This window comes from Kitasatospora sp. NPDC092948, from assembly GCF_044754805.1.
Taxonomy (GTDB): Bacteria; Actinomycetota; Actinomycetes; order Streptomycetales; family Streptomycetaceae; genus Kitasatospora.
This window is the reverse complement of sequence record NZ_JBIVPU010000001.1, coordinates 624,165-642,789: the sequence shown is the minus strand read 5'-3', so window position 1 is coordinate 642,789 and position 18,625 is coordinate 624,165. Positions and strand designations below refer to the sequence as shown.

General features: G+C 73.7%; 17 protein-coding genes. 5 read left to right on the top strand and 12 right to left on the bottom strand.

Annotated elements, in window-relative coordinates; genetic code table 11:
- Window positions 1-30: 30 nt before the first annotated feature.
- The 5 genes from ACIQF6_RS02395 to ACIQF6_RS02375 form a co-directional block, all read right to left on the bottom strand.
- Window positions 31-1,338 carry a M1 family metallopeptidase gene (locus tag ACIQF6_RS02395; protein ID WP_400889135.1) on the bottom strand — a complete coding sequence of 436 codons (1,308 nt, stop codon included), beginning with the start codon at window positions 1,336-1,338 and terminating at the stop codon, window positions 31-33.
- Window positions 1,335-5,168 (bottom strand): Pls/PosA family non-ribosomal peptide synthetase, encoded by a 3,834-nt coding sequence (locus ACIQF6_RS02390; RefSeq protein ID WP_400889132.1) that lies wholly within the window; start codon window positions 5,166-5,168, stop codon window positions 1,335-1,337. Before ACIQF6_RS02390 ends, ACIQF6_RS02395 begins: the two co-directional genes overlap by 4 nt.
- Window positions 5,169-5,394: 226 nt before the next feature.
- Window positions 5,395-7,341, bottom strand: a complete 1,947-nt coding sequence (locus tag ACIQF6_RS02385; protein ID WP_400890079.1) for an APC family permease — start codon at window positions 7,339-7,341, stop codon at window positions 5,395-5,397.
- Window positions 7,342-7,572: 231 nt separating this feature from the next.
- Window positions 7,573-8,133, bottom strand: coding sequence for a DUF421 domain-containing protein (locus tag ACIQF6_RS02380; RefSeq protein WP_400889129.1), 561 nt, complete (start codon window positions 8,131-8,133; stop codon window positions 7,573-7,575).
- An 83-nt stretch (window positions 8,134-8,216) separates the two neighbouring features.
- On the bottom strand, window positions 8,217-8,792 hold the full coding sequence (locus ACIQF6_RS02375; RefSeq protein ID WP_400889126.1) for an O-methyltransferase: 576 nt from the start codon (window positions 8,790-8,792) through the stop codon (window positions 8,217-8,219).
- Between the two features lie 227 nt (window positions 8,793-9,019).
- On the opposite strand from ACIQF6_RS02375, the gene ACIQF6_RS02370 reads away from it, so the two are divergent.
- Entirely contained in the window at window positions 9,020-9,805 is a 786-nt protein-coding gene (locus tag ACIQF6_RS02370) for a VOC family protein (RefSeq protein ID WP_400889123.1), read from the top strand.
- Window positions 9,806-9,872: 67 nt separating this feature from the next.
- Here ACIQF6_RS02370 and ACIQF6_RS02365 read toward each other — a convergent pair whose 3' ends face one another.
- Together ACIQF6_RS02365 and ACIQF6_RS02360 are read right to left on the bottom strand one after the other, a co-directional pair.
- The gene (locus ACIQF6_RS02365; protein WP_400889120.1) at window positions 9,873-10,775 is read right to left on the bottom strand and encodes a M56 family metallopeptidase; all 903 of its coding nucleotides are present in this window, start codon (window positions 10,773-10,775) and stop codon (window positions 9,873-9,875) included.
- Window positions 10,772-11,206, bottom strand: a complete 435-nt coding sequence (locus tag ACIQF6_RS02360) for a BlaI/MecI/CopY family transcriptional regulator (RefSeq protein ID WP_400889117.1) — start codon at window positions 11,204-11,206, stop codon at window positions 10,772-10,774. Before ACIQF6_RS02360 ends, ACIQF6_RS02365 begins: the two co-directional genes overlap by 4 nt.
- Before the next feature lie 147 nt (window positions 11,207-11,353).
- Between ACIQF6_RS02360 and ACIQF6_RS02355 the strand changes: the two genes are divergently transcribed.
- Together ACIQF6_RS02355 and ACIQF6_RS02350 are read left to right on the top strand one after the other, a co-directional pair.
- On the top strand, window positions 11,354-12,379 hold the full coding sequence (locus ACIQF6_RS02355) for an NlpC/P60 family protein (protein ID WP_400889114.1): 1,026 nt from the start codon (window positions 11,354-11,356) through the stop codon (window positions 12,377-12,379).
- 49 nt (window positions 12,380-12,428) lie between these two features.
- A complete protein-coding gene (locus tag ACIQF6_RS02350; protein ID WP_400889111.1) occupies window positions 12,429-12,596 on the top strand; it encodes a hypothetical protein in 168 nt (55 codons plus the stop codon).
- Window positions 12,597-12,725: 129 nt separating this feature from the next.
- Here ACIQF6_RS02350 and ACIQF6_RS02345 read toward each other — a convergent pair whose 3' ends face one another.
- Window positions 12,726-13,469, bottom strand: coding sequence for a dienelactone hydrolase family protein (locus ACIQF6_RS02345; protein ID WP_400889108.1), 744 nt, complete (start codon window positions 13,467-13,469; stop codon window positions 12,726-12,728).
- Window positions 13,470-14,017: 548 nt separating this feature from the next.
- Between ACIQF6_RS02345 and ACIQF6_RS02340 the strand changes: the two genes are divergently transcribed.
- Together ACIQF6_RS02340 and ACIQF6_RS02335 are read left to right on the top strand one after the other, a co-directional pair.
- Window positions 14,018-15,241 carry an aminotransferase class V-fold PLP-dependent enzyme gene (locus ACIQF6_RS02340; protein WP_400889105.1) on the top strand — a complete coding sequence of 408 codons (1,224 nt, stop codon included), beginning with the start codon at window positions 14,018-14,020 and terminating at the stop codon, window positions 15,239-15,241.
- A 4-nt stretch (window positions 15,242-15,245) separates the two neighbouring features.
- Window positions 15,246-15,428 carry a hypothetical protein gene (locus ACIQF6_RS02335; RefSeq protein ID WP_400889102.1) on the top strand — a complete coding sequence of 61 codons (183 nt, stop codon included), beginning with the start codon at window positions 15,246-15,248 and terminating at the stop codon, window positions 15,426-15,428.
- 24 nt (window positions 15,429-15,452) lie between these two features.
- On the opposite strand, the gene ACIQF6_RS02330 is transcribed toward ACIQF6_RS02335, so the two are convergent.
- The 4 genes from ACIQF6_RS02330 to ACIQF6_RS02315 form a co-directional block, all read right to left on the bottom strand.
- Window positions 15,453-15,860 (bottom strand): DUF3224 domain-containing protein, encoded by a 408-nt coding sequence (locus ACIQF6_RS02330; RefSeq protein WP_400889099.1) that lies wholly within the window; start codon window positions 15,858-15,860, stop codon window positions 15,453-15,455.
- A 134-nt stretch (window positions 15,861-15,994) separates the two neighbouring features.
- Window positions 15,995-16,336, bottom strand: coding sequence for a divalent-cation tolerance protein CutA (gene cutA / locus ACIQF6_RS02325; RefSeq protein ID WP_400889096.1), 342 nt, complete (start codon window positions 16,334-16,336; stop codon window positions 15,995-15,997).
- Between the two features lie 225 nt (window positions 16,337-16,561).
- On the bottom strand, window positions 16,562-17,428 hold the full coding sequence (locus ACIQF6_RS02320; protein WP_400889092.1) for a carbohydrate-binding protein: 867 nt from the start codon (window positions 17,426-17,428) through the stop codon (window positions 16,562-16,564).
- Window positions 17,429-17,724: 296 nt separating this feature from the next.
- The gene (locus ACIQF6_RS02315) at window positions 17,725-18,606 is read right to left on the bottom strand and encodes a helix-turn-helix domain-containing protein (RefSeq protein ID WP_400889089.1); all 882 of its coding nucleotides are present in this window, start codon (window positions 18,604-18,606) and stop codon (window positions 17,725-17,727) included.
- Between the last annotated feature and the right edge of the window lie 19 nt (window positions 18,607-18,625).

Below are 18,625 nucleotides of genomic sequence, written 5' to 3'. Positions count from 1 at the left end.
CATGGTGTCAGTACATCAGGTCACGAACCGTCAGAGCTCGGGGAGGTCCGGCAGCGCGGTCCGGTGCAGCCAGTCGTCCAGCAGCGGGCGCAGCGGCCGGTCGGTGTAGTGGGAGGCGTGTGCGGCGAAGTCGTCGGTGGTGACCACGGAGTGCCGGTGCGCGGTGGCCCAGCCGTGCAGCAGGCGGAAGAACGCCGGGTCCCCGAGGGTGCGGCGCAGGGCGTGCACGGTGAGGCCGCCGCGTTCGTACACCCGGTCGTCGAACATGTGCCGTTTGCCGGGGTCGCCGATCGCCAGGTCCTGCGGCAGGCCGCGCAGTTGGCGGTGGGCTTCGGCGGCCCGGTGCTGCGCGGTGGGGCCGCCGGTGCGCTCGGACCACAGCCATTCGGCGTACTTGGCGAGGCCCTCGTTCAGCCAGATGTGCCGCCAGTCGGCGATGGTGACGCTGTTGCCGAACCACTGGTGGGCGAGCTCGTGGGCGACCAGGCGTTCCCAGCCGCGCTGCCCGTCGACGTGGTTGCGGCCGAAGGTGGCCATGCCCTGCGCCTCGACGGGGACGTCCAGTTCCTCGTCGACCACGGCGACGGTGTACTCGCCGAACGGGTACGGGCCGAACAGCTCCTCGAACAGCCGCATCATCTGCGGCTGCCGGGCGAAGTCGTGCTCGAACGCGGCCTGCAGCGACAGCGGCACCCAGGCGATCTGCGGGACGGTCCCGGGGACGCGTTCGGTCAGCGGGAACTCGCGCAGCGGGGCGATCGCCAGCCCGACCAGGTAGGACGCGGTGGGCGCGGGCTGCTCGTACACCCAGGTGGTGGCGGAGGAGCGGGTGGTGCGGCTGAGCAGCCGGCCGCCGGTGACCACGGTGTAGGGGGACGCGGTGGTGACGGTCAGCTGGTAGGCGGCCTTGTCGGCGGGCCGGTCGTTGCACGGGAACCAGGACGGTGCGCCGGTCGGCTGGGAGGCGACCAGGGCGCCGTCCTCGATCTCCTCGAAGCCGAGGCCGCCCCACGGGCTGCGGACCGGCCGCGGGTTGCCGGACCAGTGCACCTCGCAGGTGAAGACGGCGCCGGCGGCGGGGGCCTTGGCGGGTCTGATCCGCAGCTTGCCGTCGCGGTGCGCGTAGTGCGCGGCCTTGCCGTCGACCAGCACCTTGCCGATCCGGAACGCCGCCAGGTCGAGGGTGAACTCGCGCAGCGGTTCGGGGCCCGCTATGGCGGCGATCCGGGCGGAGGCGGCCAGCCGGTTGGGGCCGGGCCGGTAGTCGAGGGCCAGTTCGTAGCGGTGGGCGCGGTAGCGCGGGTCCCCGTTGCGGGGGAAGTACGGGTCGGCGCTCACCGGTGCGCATCCTCCTGGTGCCAGGCTTCGATCGGGTTGCCGAGCCAGCGGGTGTCGGCGGGCACCGTCTCGGCGCGCATCACCAGCGACGCCGGGCCGAGGGTGGTGCGTTCGCCGACGGTGCTGCCGGGCAGCACGATCCCGCCCGGGCCGAGGGTGGATCCGGCGCGGAGTTCCACAGTATCCAGCCGCATGATCCGGTCGTGGAAGAGGTGCGTCTGGAGCACGCAGCCCCGGTTGACGCTCACTCCGTCGCCGAGGGTGACCAGGTCGGCCTCGGGCAGCCAGTAGCTCTCGCACCACACGCCGCGTCCGATCCGGGCGCCGATCGAGCGCAGCCACAGCGTCATCACGGGCGTGCCGGCCGCCCGGCCGACCAGCCAGGGCACCGCCAGCACCTCGGTGAAGGTGTCGGCCAGCTCGTTGCGCCACACGAAGGAGGACCACAGCGGGTGCTCGACCGCCCGGAACCGGCCCACCAGCAGCCACTTCGCGGCGGCGGAGACGACACCGGCGACGGTGCCGGACGCCAGCAGCACCAGGCCCGACAGCAGCGGCTGCCCGACGGCGCACAGCGCGGCGGCCGTCAGCACGGCCAGCGCCGCGGAGGCCAGCACCGGGACGATCCGGCCCAGCTCGGTCGCCGCGCGCGCCCAGCGCAGCCGGGCCGGCGGCTCGTAGGTGAGCGCCAGGTCGGCGGTGTCGGCGGCCCGGGGCAGCTTGACCGGCGGCATGCCCAGGTAGGAGCTGCCGCGCTTGGCCTTCTTCGGCGTCGCCGACAGCACCCCGACGAGCCCCCGGTCGGGGACGGCCCGGCCGGGCGCGGTCATCCCGGAGTTCCCGAGGAACGCCCGCTCGCCGATCTCGGCCCGCCCGATCCGCACCCAGCCACCGCCCAGCTCGTACGGGGCGATCAGGGTGTCGTCGGCGAGGAACGCCCCGTCGCCGACCGTGGTCAGGCTGGGCAGCGCCAGCACCGTCGACACCTCGGCGCCCTTGCCGACCCGCATGCCCAGCAGCCGCAGCCACACCGGGGTGATCAGGCCGGCGTACAGCGGGAACAGCGTCTCCCGGGCCAGGTCCATCAGCTGACTGACCGTCCACGCCTGCCAGCCGACCCGGCCGTGCAGCGGGTGGTAGCCGGTGCTCAGCCCGCGCGACAGCAGCCGGACCCCGATCAGCACCTTCGCGGCGTACGCCAGCCCGTAGGCGAGGGTGGCGGGCACCAGCGCGATCAGCGCGCCCCCGAGCGCCTCCGGCAGGCCGTCGCCGGGGTGGACGAACCGGCCGGCGATCAGCAGGGCGGGCACCGCGGACAGCAGCGGCAGCGCGGACAGCACGAACCCGGTGGCGCCGTACACGGCGGCCCAGCGCAGGGTGCGCGGCGGACGCTCCTTGGGCCAGCCGCGTTCGGCCTTGCCGGTCTTCACGGCGGGCGCGCCGGCCCAGCGCTGACCGGTCGGGACGTGCCCGGTGACGCCGGAGCCGGGCGCGACCTCCGCCCGCTTGCCGATCTTCGCGCCGGGCAGCAGCGTCGACCGGGTGCCGACCACCGCGCCCGCGCCGATCCGCAACGCTCCGATCTCCAGCCGGTCGCCGTCCAGCCAGTAGCCGGACAGGTCCACCTCGTTCTCGATCGCGCAGCCCTTGCCGAGCCGCAGCAGGCCCGTCACCGGCGGCAGCGAGTGCAGGTCGACGTCGGCGGAGACCCGGCAGCCCAGGGCCCGCGCGTACCGCACCAGCCAGGACCCGGACAGCTGCACCGCCCCCGTCGCCTCCGCCAGCCGCTCGGCCGCCCACAGCCGCAGGTGCACGCCGCCGCCGCGCGGGTACGTGCCGGGGCCGACGCCGCGCAGCAGCAGCCGCGCGCCGCCGGCGGCGATCGCCAGCCGGCCCGGCGCCGAGTACAGCAGCGCCACGCCGGCCGCCAGCAGCCACCACGGCGCGGCGGGGGCCCACGGGTAGTCACCGACCAGGTGCAGCACGGCCCCCAGCACCCCCAGCAGCAGCGACCAGCGCAGACCGATCAGGGTGGCCGGCAGCAGCATCAGCAGCAGTTGCAGGGCCTGGGCGCGGCGCGGCACCGGCTCGACGGTGCGCGCCGGGCCCCCGGGCTGCGCGGACTTCTCCAGCAGCCGGGCCAGCTTGCGCAGCGTCGGCTGCTGGTAGATGTCGAGCACCGAGACCGCCGGGTAGCGGCCGCGCAGCAGCGTGGTCAGCTGCGCCGCGGCCAGCGAGCCGCCGCCGATCGCGAAGAAGTCGTCGTCCGCGCCGCGCACCTGGGTGCCGAGGATCTCCGTCCACTGCTCGGCCAGCCACGCCTCGGTGCCGTACAGCTGCTCGGCCGGGCCGGACGTCTCCAGGTCCGGCAGCGGCCAGGGCAGCGCGTCCCGGTCGACCTTGCCGGACGTCCGGGTCGGCAGGTGCTCGACGGTGGCCAGCAGCGGCACCAGCGCGGCCGGCAGCTCGGCCCGCAGCCTGGCGACGGCCGCCTCCCGGTCGAAGCCCTCCTGGGCCACCAGGTACCCGACCAGCAGCTGGTTGCCGCCGCGGGCCGTCCGCACCGCGGCCGCCGCGCCGGACACCGCGGGCAGCGCCTGGAGCGCCGCGTCCACCTCGCCCAGCTCGATCCGCCGGCCGCCCAGCTTGATCTGCTCGTCGGCCCGGCCGAGGAACACCAGCCCCTCGGGTTCGGCCCGCACCAGGTCGCCGCTGCGGTACGCCCGCTCCCAGCCCAGCGAGGTCAGCGGCGCGTACTTCTCGGCGTCCTTCGCCGGGTCCAGGTACCGGGCCAGGCCGACCCCGCCGATCACCAGCTGCCCGCTGCCGCCCATCGGCACCGGCTCGCCCGCCTCGTCGACGACCGCCAACTCCCAGCCGTCCAGCGGCAGTCCGATCCGGATCGGGGCCCGGCCGGTCAGCAGCGCCCCGCACGCGACGACCGTCGCCTCGGTCGGACCGTAGGTGTTCCACACCTCGCGGCCCTCGGTGACCAGCCGCTCCGCCAGCTCCGGCGGGCACGCCTCGCCGCCGAAGATCAGCAGCCGCACCTCGTTCAGCGCCTCGGCGGGCCACAGCGCGGCCAGCGTCGGCACCGTCGAGATCACCGTGATCTCCTGCTCGGCCAGCCACGGCCCCAGGTCCGCCCCGCTGCGCACCTGCGCCCGGGGCACCGGCACCAGGCATGCGCCGTGCCGCCACGCCAGCCACATCTCCTCGCAGGACGCGTCGAACGCCACCGACAGCCCCGCCATCACCCGGTCCCCCGGCCCGATCGGCTCGTCCTGGAGGAACATCGCCGCCTCGGCGTCCACGAACGCCGCCGCGCTGCGGTGCGTCACCGCCACGCCCTTCGGCTTGCCCGTCGAACCGGACGTGAAGATGATCCACGCGTCGTGCTCCGGCGTCGGACTCCCGGCCGCGTGCCCCGACGGCTTCACCTTCTCCAGCCGCCCGCCCGCCCCGATCACCGCGTTGACGTCCGCCTCGCCGAACACCAGCTCCGCCCGCTCGTCCGGGTCCTCGAAGTCGACCGGCACGTACGCCGCCCCCGCCGCGAGCGCCCCCAGGATCGCCACGTACAGGTCGTTCCCGCCCGACGGCACCCGCACCCCGACCCGGTCCCCCGCCCCGACGCCGGCCTCCGCGAGCTGCCGCCGCACCCGCTCCACCTCCCCCAGCAGCGCGGCATAGCTCAACGTCACCCGCCCGTCGTCCAACGCGGGCTCCTGCGGGTACGCGTCCGCCGTCGCCGCCAGCACGTCCACCAACGTCCGAGGCGGGGCCGCAGGGCGGGCACGGAACAACGCGGTCTCGGGATCGGTGATCATGGCCATACGGTCCTCGTCCTGGGTTCCCCGGCGGTCAACCATAAGCGTCGAAAACGCGACATCCCGGGAAAGTTTAGGCAAACGAGGGTGCGACATCAGAGGACGCACGCGGGTGCGGAACCAGGGACGCGGGGGAACCGCGCGCGCCGGAGGGCGCCCGACGGCGAGATCGCGACGCACGCCATGACCTGCGCGTGGCCGCGACCCTGCCGTGCCGGGCGCCCGGCTACTGCCCCCGTCGCACCGCCCCCGGGGCCTCGCGGGCGGGCCTGTCCGCCCGGTTCGCCGAGGTCAGCTGCCAGGGCACCGAGATGACCATCACCCCGGGCGTGAACAGCAGCCTGCTCTTCAGCCACAGCGCCGACTGGTTGTGCAGCAGGTTCTCCCACCAGTGCCCCACCACGTACTCGGGGATGAACACCGCCACCGCGTCGCCGGGCCACTGCGCCTTCAGCTCCCGCACGTGGGCGACGACCGGCTTGGTGATCTCCCGGAACGGCGATTCCAGTACGCGCAGCGGAACGTCCAGGCCGCTGGCTTCCCAGCCGGACCGCAGGTCGGCCGTCGCCTCGGGCTCGACGTCCACCGTGACCGCCTCGACGGTGTCCGGCCGGAACGCCTCCGCGTAGCCGAGCGCCCGGAGGGTCGGCCTGTGGAGCTTGGAGACCAGCACCACGGCGTGCACCTGGCGCGGGCGCGAGCTCTCCGCGGCGACGTCCTCGACGGCGAGTTCCGCCGCGACGTGGTCGTAGTGCCGGCGGATGCCCCGCATGGTGAGCCAGAGCAGCAGCGCGGCGACCACGGCCAGCCACGCGCCCTGGGTGAACTTGGTGATCAGGACGATGACCAGCACCAGCGCCGTGGTGACGGCGCCCAGCCCGTTGATCAGCCGACTGCGCTGCGCTGCGGCCCGCACCGCCGGGTCGCGCTCGGTCGCCAGCGCCCGGTTCCAGTGCCGGACCATGCCGATCTGGGAGAGCGTGAAGGAGGTGAACACACCGAGGATGTACAGGTGGATCAGGCTGGTGACGTCCGCCCGGTAGAACCAGAGCAGCCCGCCGGCCACCACCGCGAGCGCGATGATGCCGTTGGAGAACGCCAGCCGGTCGCCGCGGGTGTGCAGCTGCCGGGGCAGGTAGCGGTGCTGGGCGAGGATCGAGGCGAGCAGCGGAAACCCGTTGAACGCGGTGTTCGCGGCCAGGATCAGCACCAGCGCGGTCACCGCCTGGATGAAGTAGAACAGCAGCGTGTCGGAGCCGCCGAAGACCGTCGCGGCGAGCTGCGCGATCACCGTCTGCTGGGTGTACGTGTGGCAGTCGCCGGCCAGGCCGGTCAACCGGCAGGCGTCCTCGACGTAGTGCACGTGCGAGGTGAGCGCGAGCAGGGTGACGCCGGCGAACATCACCACCGCGACGATGCCCATCACGGCCATGGTGGCGGCGGCGTTGCGGGACTTCGGCGCCCGGAACGCGGGCACGCCGTTGGAGATCGCCTCGACGCCGGTGAGCGCGGTGCAGCCGGAGGCGAACGCGCGCAGGCCGAGCATCAGCAGGCCGAGGCCCTGGAGGCCGTCCTTGCCGTCGACGGCGGCGACGCCGAGCGCGGCGGTGGGGGCCTGCGGGCTGTCGCCGAAGGCCAGCCGGACCAGGCCGGTGACGACCATCAGCAGGATGCCGCCGATGAACAGGTAGGTGGGGGCGGCGAACGCCCGGCCGGACTCGCGGACGCCGCGCAGGTTCATCGCGGTCAGCAGGGCGACGAAGCCGACCGCCAGCGCCACCCGGTGGTCGGCCAGCGAACCGAACGCGGAGATGATGTTGTCGACGCCGGAGGCCACCGAGACGGCGACCGTCATCACGTAGTCGACCAGCAGCGAGGCGGCCACCACCAGGCCGGAGTTGGCGCCGAGGTTGCGCGAGACCACCTCGTAGGAGCCGCCGCCGCTGGGGTAGGCGTGCACCACCTGCCGGTAGGACATCACCACCACGGCCATCAGCCCGATCACGCCGGCGGCGACCCACGGGGTGAGGTACAGGAAGGCGGTGCCGCCGACGGTGAGGACGAGCAGGATCTCGCCGGTCGCATAGGCCACCGAGGAGAGCGGGTCGGAGGCGAAGATCGGCAGCGCGAGCCGCTTGGGGAGCAGCGTCTCGCCGAGCTCCTCGCTGCGCATGGCCCGGCCGATCACGAGGCGCTTGAGCGCCTGGGGGAGGTTGAACACAGCACGGGAGCGTATGCGCGATCGCCGTTAAGGGAACCGGCCCGTCCAATCGGCGAATTACCGACGTTTCCGCAGGTCAAACGGCAGGCGGACACTCAAATCCAAGGCCCGGAGGCCGTTAACGCCTGCCGTTAAGGATTCGTCAAGGTACGTCCGATGGGGCCGCAAACCGGGATGAAACGGTCAGCTCGGAGCCGGCAGCCGGGCCTCGATGGCCGCCAGCGCGGCCCTGATCGCCGCCACATCGGCCTTGTCGGCCATCTGGTCGCCGTCCTTCAGCTTCACCAGCAGGGTGCCGCCCGGCTCCAGCACGATCAGCGAGGTCTCCTCCACTCCGTCGCCGCCCTGGTGCCGGATCGCCACGTCCAGGTCGGGCACCCGGATGCCCTGCCGCGCGACGGCCCGGACGTCGTACCTGCCGTTCCGGCCCAGCACCGTCGGCGTCCCGTCCAACAGCCGGTTGAACCAGTCCCAGCGGGCCGCCTGCCGCACCAGCACCCAGTCCGTGAGCAGCAGCACCATCGCCCCGTACAGGCCGCCGACCAGCGAGTTGTCGTTCCCGATCACCGCGTTCTGCACCACGTTCGACAGCAGCAGCATGACCACCAGGTCGAAGGTGTTCAGCTGCGCCAGCCCGCGCTTGCCGATCACCCGCAGCAGCACCAGCAGCGCCAGGTACACCAGCACGGTGCGCACCGTCTTCTCGCCGTAGGAGATCCCCGCCTGGAACATGTCGTGCCACATGCCCGCCACGGTAGGCACCGGCGCGATCCGGCGGTCCGGCCCCCACGCCCGACGCTCGCCCGCTCGCCCGATCGGCCTAGCTCCTAGTGGCGGGTGGCCAGCAGCAGGCCGGTCGAGCAGTCCAGGTAGGTGGTGTGCAGGCGGGGGTCGGTGGTCAGCCGGTCGAGCAGCTCCCGGACGGCGCGGGCATGGTCGGTGGGCCAGGTCCGCTGCGGGAGCAGGTCGTCGACCAGGTACACGCCGCCGGGGGCGAGCAGGCCGAGCGCCTGGTCGAGGTGGTGGAACTTGCCGGGCCAGGTGTCCGCGAAGATCAGGTCGAAGCGGTGGCCGGCCAGCGCGTCGATCAGTTCGGCCCCGTCGCCCACCCTGAGGTCCAGCCGCCGGTCCGCCCCGAGGTGGGCGGCCGCGACCGCCGCCACCACCGGGTCCTGCTCCACGCTGAGCAGGGTGGTGTCCGCGTCCATCCCGCTCAGCAGCCAGCTGGTGGACGCGCCCGCGCCGGTTCCCAGCTCCAGGATCCGCCCGCCCGGCCGGGAGGCCGCGAGCGTCCGCAGCAGTTGGCCGGTCACCAGGTCGCACGACATCTCGAAGCCGAGCGACGCGCAGCCCTCGACGATCGCGGCGAGCACGGCGGAGTGGGTCTCGGTCGTGAGCGTCATGGCGCGGGCCCTCCGGAGGTGACGGTTCGTCAGCGACGATGCCACCGTAGCGGGCGCGACCCGGCCGCCCCCGGCGCATTCCACACCTCGGACGGCCCGCCGCACCCGCGGCACGCCTCCGGGCCGCCCGGGTGCCCGACGGGCGCGCGTCCGGTGGCGGATCGCGGGCCGCGCCACGAGGGTGACTTCGGGGGAGAACCGGAACGCCTCACCGGAAAGAGCGAGAGATGCCCGAAGTCACCAAACCGTACGCGACCGGCACGCCGTGCTGGATCGATCTGATGGCGAAGGACCAGCAGGCGGCGCTGGACTTCTACCGCGACCTGCTCGGCTGGCAGGGCAAGCCCGGCCCGGCCGAGTTCGGCGGGTACGCGGTCTGCGAGCTGGACGGCAGGGCCGTCGCCGGGATCGGCCCCGCGATGGCCCCCGAGGGGCAGCCGGAGCCGCCGACCGTGTGGACCACCTACCTGGCCACCACCGACGCCCAGGCCACCCAGGACGCGATCGTCGCGGCCGGCGGCAACCTGATCGTCCCCGTGATGGACGTCGGCAAGCTCGGCCGGATGCTGGTCGCCGCCGACCCGCAGGGCGCGGTGTTCGGCGTCTGGCAGGCCGTCGGGTTCGCCGGTGCCAAGGTGGTGAACCAGGCCGGTGCGCTGACCTGGAACGAGCTGCACACCAGTGACGTCCCGGCGGCCACCGCCTTCTACGGCGAGGCGTTCGGCATCGAGATCGAGCCGATGGAGGGCGCGAAGGACTACTGGGCGCTGCGGGTCGGCGGCAAGGACGTCGGCGGCGTCACCCGGCTGGCCAACGACCCGCCCGGCACCCCGGCGCACTGGCTGTCCTACTTCTCGGTGGACGACGTCGAGTCCACGGTGGACGCCCTGGTCAGGCGGGGCGGCACCGTGCTGGCCCCGCCGTTCGACATGGAGGCCGGCCGGATGACGGTGGTCGCCGACCCGCAGGGCGCGCCGTTCGCGATGATCAAGCCGAAGCCGATGCAGTCCTGACGCCTGTCGGCCCCGACGTCCCCCGCACCGCCCGTCCGGTTCGCCCCGGCGGGCGGTGCCGCGCGTTTCAGGGCAGGACCGGCCCGCAGGTGAACAGCAGCGGCAGGATCGGGGCCGCGGCGGCGGAGAACGCGGCAGCGGCGCGCAGCGCGGGGTGCGGGGCGGTGGCGGGGGCGAGCAGGCGGCGGACCCGCAGCAGCGCGGCGGGGCCGCCGGCTCCGAACGCGGCCTGCGGGACCTGGCCGCCGGCCACCCGGTACATGGCGGCGGCGAGGACGGCCCGCGGGTGGCGGCGCACGGCCCGGTCGTCGGCGGCCATCTCCAGCAGCAGCGGGGTCTCCCGGGCGGCGAGGCGGGCCAGCGGGAGGAACGGGAACGCGGCGGCGAACGCGTCCGCGGCGGTGCGGGCCAGGTGGTGGCGCCCGCGGACGTGGGCGCGCTCGTGGGCCAGCACGGCGGCGACTTCCGCGGGCGTCAGCAGGTCGACCGCGCCGCGGGTGAGCACGATCCGGGCGCGGCGGCCGGGCAGGCAGTACGCGGCGGGGACGTGGTGGTCGAGGACGTGCGCGCCGAGCCCCGGGTCGCGGGCGGCGACCAGGTCGAGCACGGTGCGGTGGCGTCGCCGGTGGCGGGCGGTGCGGGCCAGCGCGGCGGCGAGCCGGCCGAGCGGCCACAGGGCGGCCGCGACGGGCAGCAGCAGCCGCCAGCCGCCGCCGAGGCCCGGCCCGGCAGGGTGGTCGACGCCGCACAGGTGCAGCAGGCCGACCAGCCCGAGGTGCAGGTGGACGCCCGGGACGGCCAGGTGGTGGGCGGCCAGCACCAGGGCGGTGAGGAAGGACAGCCCCAGCCCCTGCCAGAGCGCGACGGCCAGCCGGGGCGCGCGGTGCGTCCAGCGGGCCCGGGCCAGCGGCAGCGGGGCGAGCACGCCGACCAGCAGCCCGTACCCGAGCAGCGCGAGCGCGGCGGTCACCGCACGTTCCCCCGACCGCCGCCGTTCCCACCGCTTTCGCCGTTCCCGCCGTTCCCCCCGCTCCCGCCCGGCCGGTCCTGGTCGACGGAGTCGATGGCGGCGCGCAGCGCGTCGAGTTCGGCCGGGGTGAGCTGTTCGACCAGGTGGACGAGGGCGCCGGCGGGGTTGGGGCTCTCGCCGAGGACGTCGCGCATCAGGGCGGCGCTGTACGCCTCGCGGGTGCAGGCAGGGCGGTAGCTCCAGGCCCGGCCGGACTTCTCACGGCGCAGCATGCCCTTGCGGTACAGGATGTCGGCGACCGTCATCACGGTGGTGTAGGCGAGCGGCCGGGACCGGTTGAGGTCGTCGACGATCTCGCGGACGGTGGCGGGGCGGCCCCAGGTCCACAGGCGGTCCATGATCTCCGCCTCCAGGTCGCCGAGTCTGCGCACTGCCGTTCCGTCCCCTCGGTCCGCCGTCTTCCGGCTCATCGTAGTGGGCGGGGGGTGGCTTGCCGGTCGTTCTACTGAACTACTAAGTTGTCTCGTAGTAGCCGCCGGGACGGCGGGTGCCCCGACCCGAGGAGACGAGACGCAGCGATGGGAACGCACCGCCGCCCCCGACCCGCCGGACGCACCAGGACCGCCGTCCTCGGCGCGGCGGCCGGAGCAGCCGTCCTGCTGCCCACCGCCCCGGCCTGGGCCGAACCCGCCACCGGCAGCCTCGACCAGGTCAAGGCGAATGTCGACGGCCTGTACGAGGACGCCGAGGCGGCCACCGAGCAGTACAACAAGGTGGACGAGCAGGCCCGCCAACTCCAGCAGAAGGCCGGGAAGTTGCAGGAGCGGCTGGCCGGGCAGCAGGCGAAGATCCTGGAACTCCAGGACTCCCTGGGCGCGTTGGCCGCCGATCAGTACCGCAGCGGCGGGATCGACCCGAGCGTCCAGCTGATGCTCAGCACCTCCCCCGACGAGTACCTGCGACGGGCCGGCCTCCAGGACCTGGCCGGCGGGCAGCAGGCCGAGGCCCTGAGCAACGCGCTGCGGCTCCAGCAGTCCATCGACCAGGAACGGGCCGAAACCTCCGCCACACTCGCCGAGTTGGAGCAGGCCCGGAACACCATGACGGCGAAGAAGTCCGAGGTGCAGGGCAAGCTGGCCGAGGCCAGCCGGGTCCTGGCCGGCCTCAAGGCCGCCGACCGGGCCCGCGTCCTGGGCGACAACGACCAGGCAGCGTCCCGTAGTTCGGCCCGCGGCCAGACGTACACCGGCCCCGCCACCGGCCAGGTCAAGGCGATCCTCGACTTCGCCTACGCCCAACTCGGCAAGCCCTACCGGTGGGGCGCCGCCGGCCCCGACTCCTTCGACTGTTCCGGCCTCACCCAGATGGCCTTCCGGGCCGGCGGCGTCGGCCTGCCGCGCGTCTCGCAGGACCAGTGGAACGCCGGAAAGCGCATCGCGAAGGCCGACATCCAGCCCGGCGACCTGCTCTTCTACTACAACGATCTGCACCACGTCGGCATCTACATCGGCAACGGCAAACTCCTGCACGCCCCGCGCACCGGCAAGAACGTCGAGATCGTCGGCATCGACGTGATGCCGTACATGGGCGCCGTCCGGCCCTGATCGTCGCCGGATCCCTTCCTTTCGCCACCGGGAGCAGTAGAAAGGAGGCATGAGCAGACAGCTGGGCCTCGCGCTCTACGTGCTGGCCATGGTGGGCCTGATCGTCGGGCTGGACTTCGCGTTCTTCCGGGACCACTTCTGGCCCCGGCTGATGCTGAACGTCGGCATCGTGCTGGTGTTCGGCGCGTGCTACCTGCGGTTCCTCAAACCCTCCTGAGGCCCGCTCACGCAACGGCCGCTCACGCAATGGCCGTTCGCGCGAAGGACGCTCGCGCAATCGCTGCTCGTACGAAGGCCGCTCTCGTGAAGGCCGCTCGCGTGAAGCCCTCCCGCACCCGGCGGGCCCTCAGGCGTCGGCGGCGTCCGAGTCGGTGACGGGCAGGCACTCGGCGAGCAGGTCGACCATGTCGCGCCAGGCACGTTCGGCCTGCCGCGGGTGGTGGCCGACGCCGGGCAGCACGACGGCGTTCCCGATGGGGTGGTGGAAGGCGTGCTGGGCCCCGCCGTAGACGGTCAGACGCCAGTCGACGCCGGCGGCCTCCAGCTCGGCGGTGAACTCCGTGCGCCGCTCGACCGACATGATCGGGTCCTCGGAGCCGACGCCGGCCCACACCGGGCAGGAAATGTTCGCGGTCTCGCCGGGGCGGCCGGTGGTGACGGCGTTGAGGGTGCCGATCGCCTTCAACGGGACTCCGGCACGGCCGAGTTCGAGGGCGATGGCACCGCCGGTGCCGTAGCCGATGGCCGCGATCCGCTCGGGGTCGGTGCGCGGCTCGGCCAGCAGCACGTCGAGCCCGGCGCGCCCGATCTCCCGCATCCGCTCCGGGTCGGCGAGCAACGGCAGGGCGCGGTCCAGCATCTCCTGCGGGTCGGTGAACCAGCGGCCGCCGTTGATGTCGAACAGCAGTGCCACATAGCCGAGTTCGGCCAGCGCGTCGGCGAGGCCGCGTTGGAAGTCGCTCACCCCGGGGCCCTCGGGCCCGATCAGGACCGCGGGCCGGCGGCCGGTGCCGGCGGGCAGCGCCAGATGGCCGACCATGGTCAGGCCGTCGGCGGGGTAGTGGACTGTGCGAGTGGTGACCGTCGTCATGCGTCCGGACTGTACGGGCTGCCGGACTCCGCTCGGTACGGTCTTAGCTGCGAGCAGAGCGGGAGGCGGTGTTCGCCGGGCAGTTGCGGCGGACCGGCCACCGGGCGGTAAGGACGTGAGCAGCTCGGCCGGTTGATGGCCCGGTTCGGCCGGTTGATGGCCCGGTCCCGGCCGCGGGAGACGGTCGGCCGGGACGGGCCGGTCAATGGGGCGGCGCGGTCAACGCTCGCGGCGGGTCCGCGGCGGCCGGGGGGTGCGGGCGGACGGGCGCACGCTGGCGAGCGGACGTCGCGGGGCGGGGATGGCCGGCGGGCGGGACTTCTGGAACATGCGGGAATCCTCGTTCTCGGTCGGCGGCCCACCGTGGGACGGGGCGGGTCGGATGCGATCAGGATGCGGCACCCGCTCGGCCGCATCCGGACGGCGCAACGGGAAGCCACCCGAACGGGCCAGGGCGGCCCGCCCGCCGGGCCCCGCAGGCGGCTGTGCCAGGATCAGCCGGCAGGCCGCGCCGACCCAGGACCCGGCGGCCGGAACGGAGAGGGATCGTGGGAACCGTCGTCGCCCCCAAGCCGCTGCTGCTCCAGGACGGGCGCCCGGCCGCCGCCGGCTGGTCGTTGGACCCGTCGCTGCGGCACCTCAATCACGGCTCGTTCGGCGCGGTCCCGCTGGCCGCGCAGCGCGCGCAGCAGGACCTGCGGGAGGAGATGGACCGCGCCCCGGTGGTGTGGTTCCCGGCGCTCCCCCGCCGGGTCGCCCGGGCACGCGCCGCGATCGCCGCATTCCTGCGTGTCCCGGCCGAGTTCACCGCACTGGTCCCGAACGCCAGCGCGGGCGCGAGCGCCGTGTACAACAGCCTGCCGCACCGGCCGGGCGGCGAGGTGCTGGTCACCGACCACGGGTACGGGGCCGTCACCATGGGCGCGGCGCGGCTGGCCCGGCGCTGGGGCGGCTCGGTCCGCACCGTGCACGTGCCGCTGGCGGCGGGGCCGGAGGAGACCGCGGCCGCCGTGCTGGAGCAGCTCGGTGACCGGACGGCGCTGATCGTGCTGGACCAGATCACCTCCGCCACCGCCCGCCGCCTCCCGATCGACCTGATCGGCCCGGCCGCCCGCGAGCGCGGCATCCCGCTGCTGGTCGACGCCGCGCACGTCCCCGGCCTGGCCGAGGACCCGCAGGCGGGCGTCGACTGCGACGCCTGGGTCGGCAACCTGCACAAGTTCGGCTGCGCGCCGCGCGGCACCGCGGCGCTCGTCGCCCGGGGCGAACTCCGGCACTCGCTCTACCCGTTGATCGACTCCTGGGGCGCGGAGGAGCCGTTCCCGGAGCGCTTCGACACCCAGGGCACGGTGGACGCGACCTCCTACCTGGCCGCGCCGACCGCCCTGGACTTCGTGCAGCAGCAGTGGGGTTGGCCGCAGGCGCGCCAGTACATGACGGAACTCGCCGACTACGCCCAGGAGTTGATCGGCGAGGCGTTCACCGCGGCCACCGGCGAGCCGGCCGCGGCCGAGGTCGGCATGCCGGTCAACGCGCTGCGCCTGGTCAAACTGCCGGCCGGCCTCGGCCGCACCCGGCTGGAGGCCGACGCCCTGCGGGACCGGATGGCAACGGAGTTCGGCGTCGAGACGGCGTTCACCAGCTTCGACGGGACCGGCTACTTCCGGCTCTCCACGCACGTCTACAACACGGCGGCGGACTACGAGTACTTCGCGGAGTCCTGCGTCCCGATGCTCTGCGACTGGGCCCTGAAGGCCCGCCAGGAGGCGTAGCCCGGTGGCCGGCTACCAGAAGGTGCCACCGGGCCACCGCCGCGTACAGGTGGACCTTCCCCTCGAACTGGCCGAGTGGCTCCAGGGCTTCGCGGAGCTCTCGCACCGGACGGTGACGGACGTGGTGCGCAGGCTGGTGGAGGAGGAACGCCGCCGGGTGGCGGCGAACTGGTCCCGCCCGGAGTGACGAGTGCGCCCCCACCGGCCCGCACTAGGACGGCAGTTCGTAGTCCAGGTGGATCCGGTGGGTGCCGTCCTCGTCGATCACGATGCCGCCGGTGCCGGTGATGCCCACCAGGCCGCCGGTGCCGCTGCCGGGCACGATCACGAAGTACTCGCCCTCGCGGCCGGCCCCCAGCGTGGTGGCGGAGTGCGCGAAGTTGAACGTCCCTTCGACGTCGTGCAGTCGGCCGGCGAACGACTCCATGGCGAGGTACGTGCCGACCCCGGCCGCATGGTCGAACGCCGAGGTGAACAGCGTGGTGGAGCGGCCCGCGATCTCGCCCTGGAACTCCTTGCGCATGGTCGCGACGCCGACGCCCACGGCGGTCTCGATATCGCCGACCGGGACGGCCGCGGGGGTGAACTCGGGGACGGTGAAGGTTCCTGATGCTCGCATGCGCGCGATGCTAGGCCCCACCACTGACAGGCCCGCCACCGACAGGCCGCCCTCGGCGGGATCATCCTCGGCGGGAGCGCCCTCGACGGGAGCGCCCGCCGACGCCGGGTGCGCGACCGTCGTGGTACGGCCGGCTACTCGTCCTGCTCGGCGACGGCGGCGGTCTCCGCGTCCAGCCAGGCCAGGTAGCCGGGCGTTCCGGCGGCGATCGGCACGGCGATCACCTCCGGGGTGTCGTAACTGTGCAACTCGACGATCCGCTCGGCGAGTTGCGGGGCGAGCGTAGCCCTGGTCTTGAAGTCGATCCGCCACTCGGCGGCGTCCTGGACCGCACCCTCCCACCAGTACACGGAGCGGATCGGGTGGACCTGGGCGCAGGCGGCGAGGCGTTCGCGGACCAGCGCGACGGCGAGGGCGCGGGCGGCGCCCTCGTCGTCGTGGGTGGTGGTGACCACCAGGTGCTGAGGCTCGGTCATGGACCGAGCCTACGGCGCGCAGGAGGGAGGCACTGGGTTGCTCGGGTGACACGCCGTCGACGTTCGACGGCGTCGCGCCATGGCGGCTCGGGCACCCCGCGCGCGAGCCGCCATGGCGCTTGACGGTTGACGGCCGCACCCCCGGTTTTCCCCTCCCGGGGAGTGGGGCCGTGCCGCCGCTTCGGTTGGCTGTCGTCGCTGACCGCCCCCGTGGGGGTGGTGCGGTCAGCGACGGGACCAGAGGGCGGGAACGTTCGGGGGTTCCCAGCCGGCGAAGGCGGTGTGCGCCTGGATGCAGACGTACGTGACGCCGTTGTAGGTGACCTGGTCGCCGACCTTGTAGCTGGTTCCGGCCTGCCAGGTGGTGGTGCCACCGGAGGAGGAACTCGGGCTCGGGCTCGGCGAGTTGCCGGTCGGGCTGCTGCTCGGGCTGGTGCTCGGCTTCGGCGTCCCGTTGACGTTGAGCACGAAGTCGAAGCTGGCCTGGCTGCCGTTGCCGACCTGGCGGACCGTCATCACCAGCGCCGGGTCGAAGATGCTGTCGGTGGCGTTCCGCGGCTCGTTCGGGAAGTACAGCTGCGTGGTCAGGATCGGCTGCCCGGGGGCCTGCACCTTGACGTGGATGTGCCGGGTGCGGCCGGGGTAGAGGCCCGGGATGATCGTGCCCAGCGTGTACGCGCCGTTGGCGTCGCTGAACTGGTGGCCGCGGAAGGTGTAGCCGCTGTTGTCGTAGTTGCCGTTGACGTCGGCCTGCCAGAAGTCCAGCAGCGCACCGGAGATGGGGGCGCAGTTGCGGCCGAAGACGTAGCCGCTGACGGTCAGCGGGGTGCCCTGGGTGCCGGGGGTGACCAGGTTGGTGCGCAGCGGGGAGCCCGGCTTGAAGTACGGGCCCTCGATCTGCTCGCCGGTGGGCGCGTCGCCGTCGTGGCAGTCGGGGGTGAGCGGGGCCGTCCCGCCTGCGGCGGCGGTGTCGCGGGCCAGGGCGGTGCCGCCGCCGATCAGCACCGGCACGGCGCCGGCCAGGGCAGCGGCCTTGAGCAGACTCTTGCGGCTGATCTGCCGGTCGCCCAGGGGGTTGTGGGGGGTGGACATGGCTCTCCGTTCGGCTGCTTCGTCGGACGCCGCCCGCCCGGATTCCCCTGGTGGGGACATGACACCTGGAGAGGTCGGGTGTCCCCGTGCGGCGGCACTGTGGGGTGCCACAGACGCTAGGCCCTGCCGGGCGGGCCGTCGATGGACGGGTGCCGCCGGACGTGGTGCATTCCTCAGCCGAGCTTTACCCACCATTGACGGTGCCACCGCCCACGCCGACCCACCGCCCTGCCGTTCGGCCCGCCACCCCGCCGTTCGGCCCTCCGTCCGCTGTCCGCTGTCCGCTGCCCGACCCGCTATCCGGCCCGCTGTCCGGCTCGCTCGCGGAACTCCCCCGGCGTGCGGCCGACTTCGCGTCGGAAGAAGCGGCAGAAGTACGCCGGGTCGGAGAAGCCTGCCGCCACGGCGACCTGACGGATCGTCATGTCCGTGGTGGCGAGCAGGCGCTTGGCCTCCAGGGTCTGCTGCTCGCGGATCAGCCGGGCCGGGGTGCGGCCGGTGGCGTCCTTCACCACCTCGTGCAAGTGACCGGCGGACACCCCGAGTTGGCGGGCCAGCGCGAGCACCGAGCGGTCGGCGCGGTCGGCCTCGGCGATCAGCCGGGCGAACCGGTCCACCAGCGGATGCACCGGCGCCCGCGGAGCGACCGCCCCCACCTCGCCCCCCTGCTGCCTGGCCACCCGCAGCGCCCGCACCAGCAGGACGTGCAACAGCGCCTGCATCACCCCCAGCCCGCCGTCCAGCCCGGCCCGGTGCTCGGCGGTCAACTCCACGAGCAGGCGGGAGAGTTCGCCGCTGTCCTGCCGGGTCGGCCGGGACGCGGGGGCGCCGGCCAGCGCGCGCAGCAGGGCCAGGTCCTCCGGGTGGCGGTGCAGGAAGTCCTCGTTGAACAGCAGGACCCAGCCGTCGAGTTGGCGCGCCCGCTGCCAGTGGTGCACCTGCCCGGGCAGCACCACGTACAGCACCGGCGGCTCGATCCGGTACTCCGCGAGATCGACGACGTGCGTCCCGCTCCCCTTGGTGACGTACACCAACTCGTAGAACGAGTGCCGGTGCGGAAAATCGGCCCGGGAGAGCGGCCCGATGGAGTCGAAACTGCCGGCGGCGAACGGCAGCAACCCGGGGTCCGGCACGTCCAGGTTGTGCAGTTCCAGGCCGGCAGGCGGTCGGAGCGTCATCGCGCCAGTGTGCGCGGAC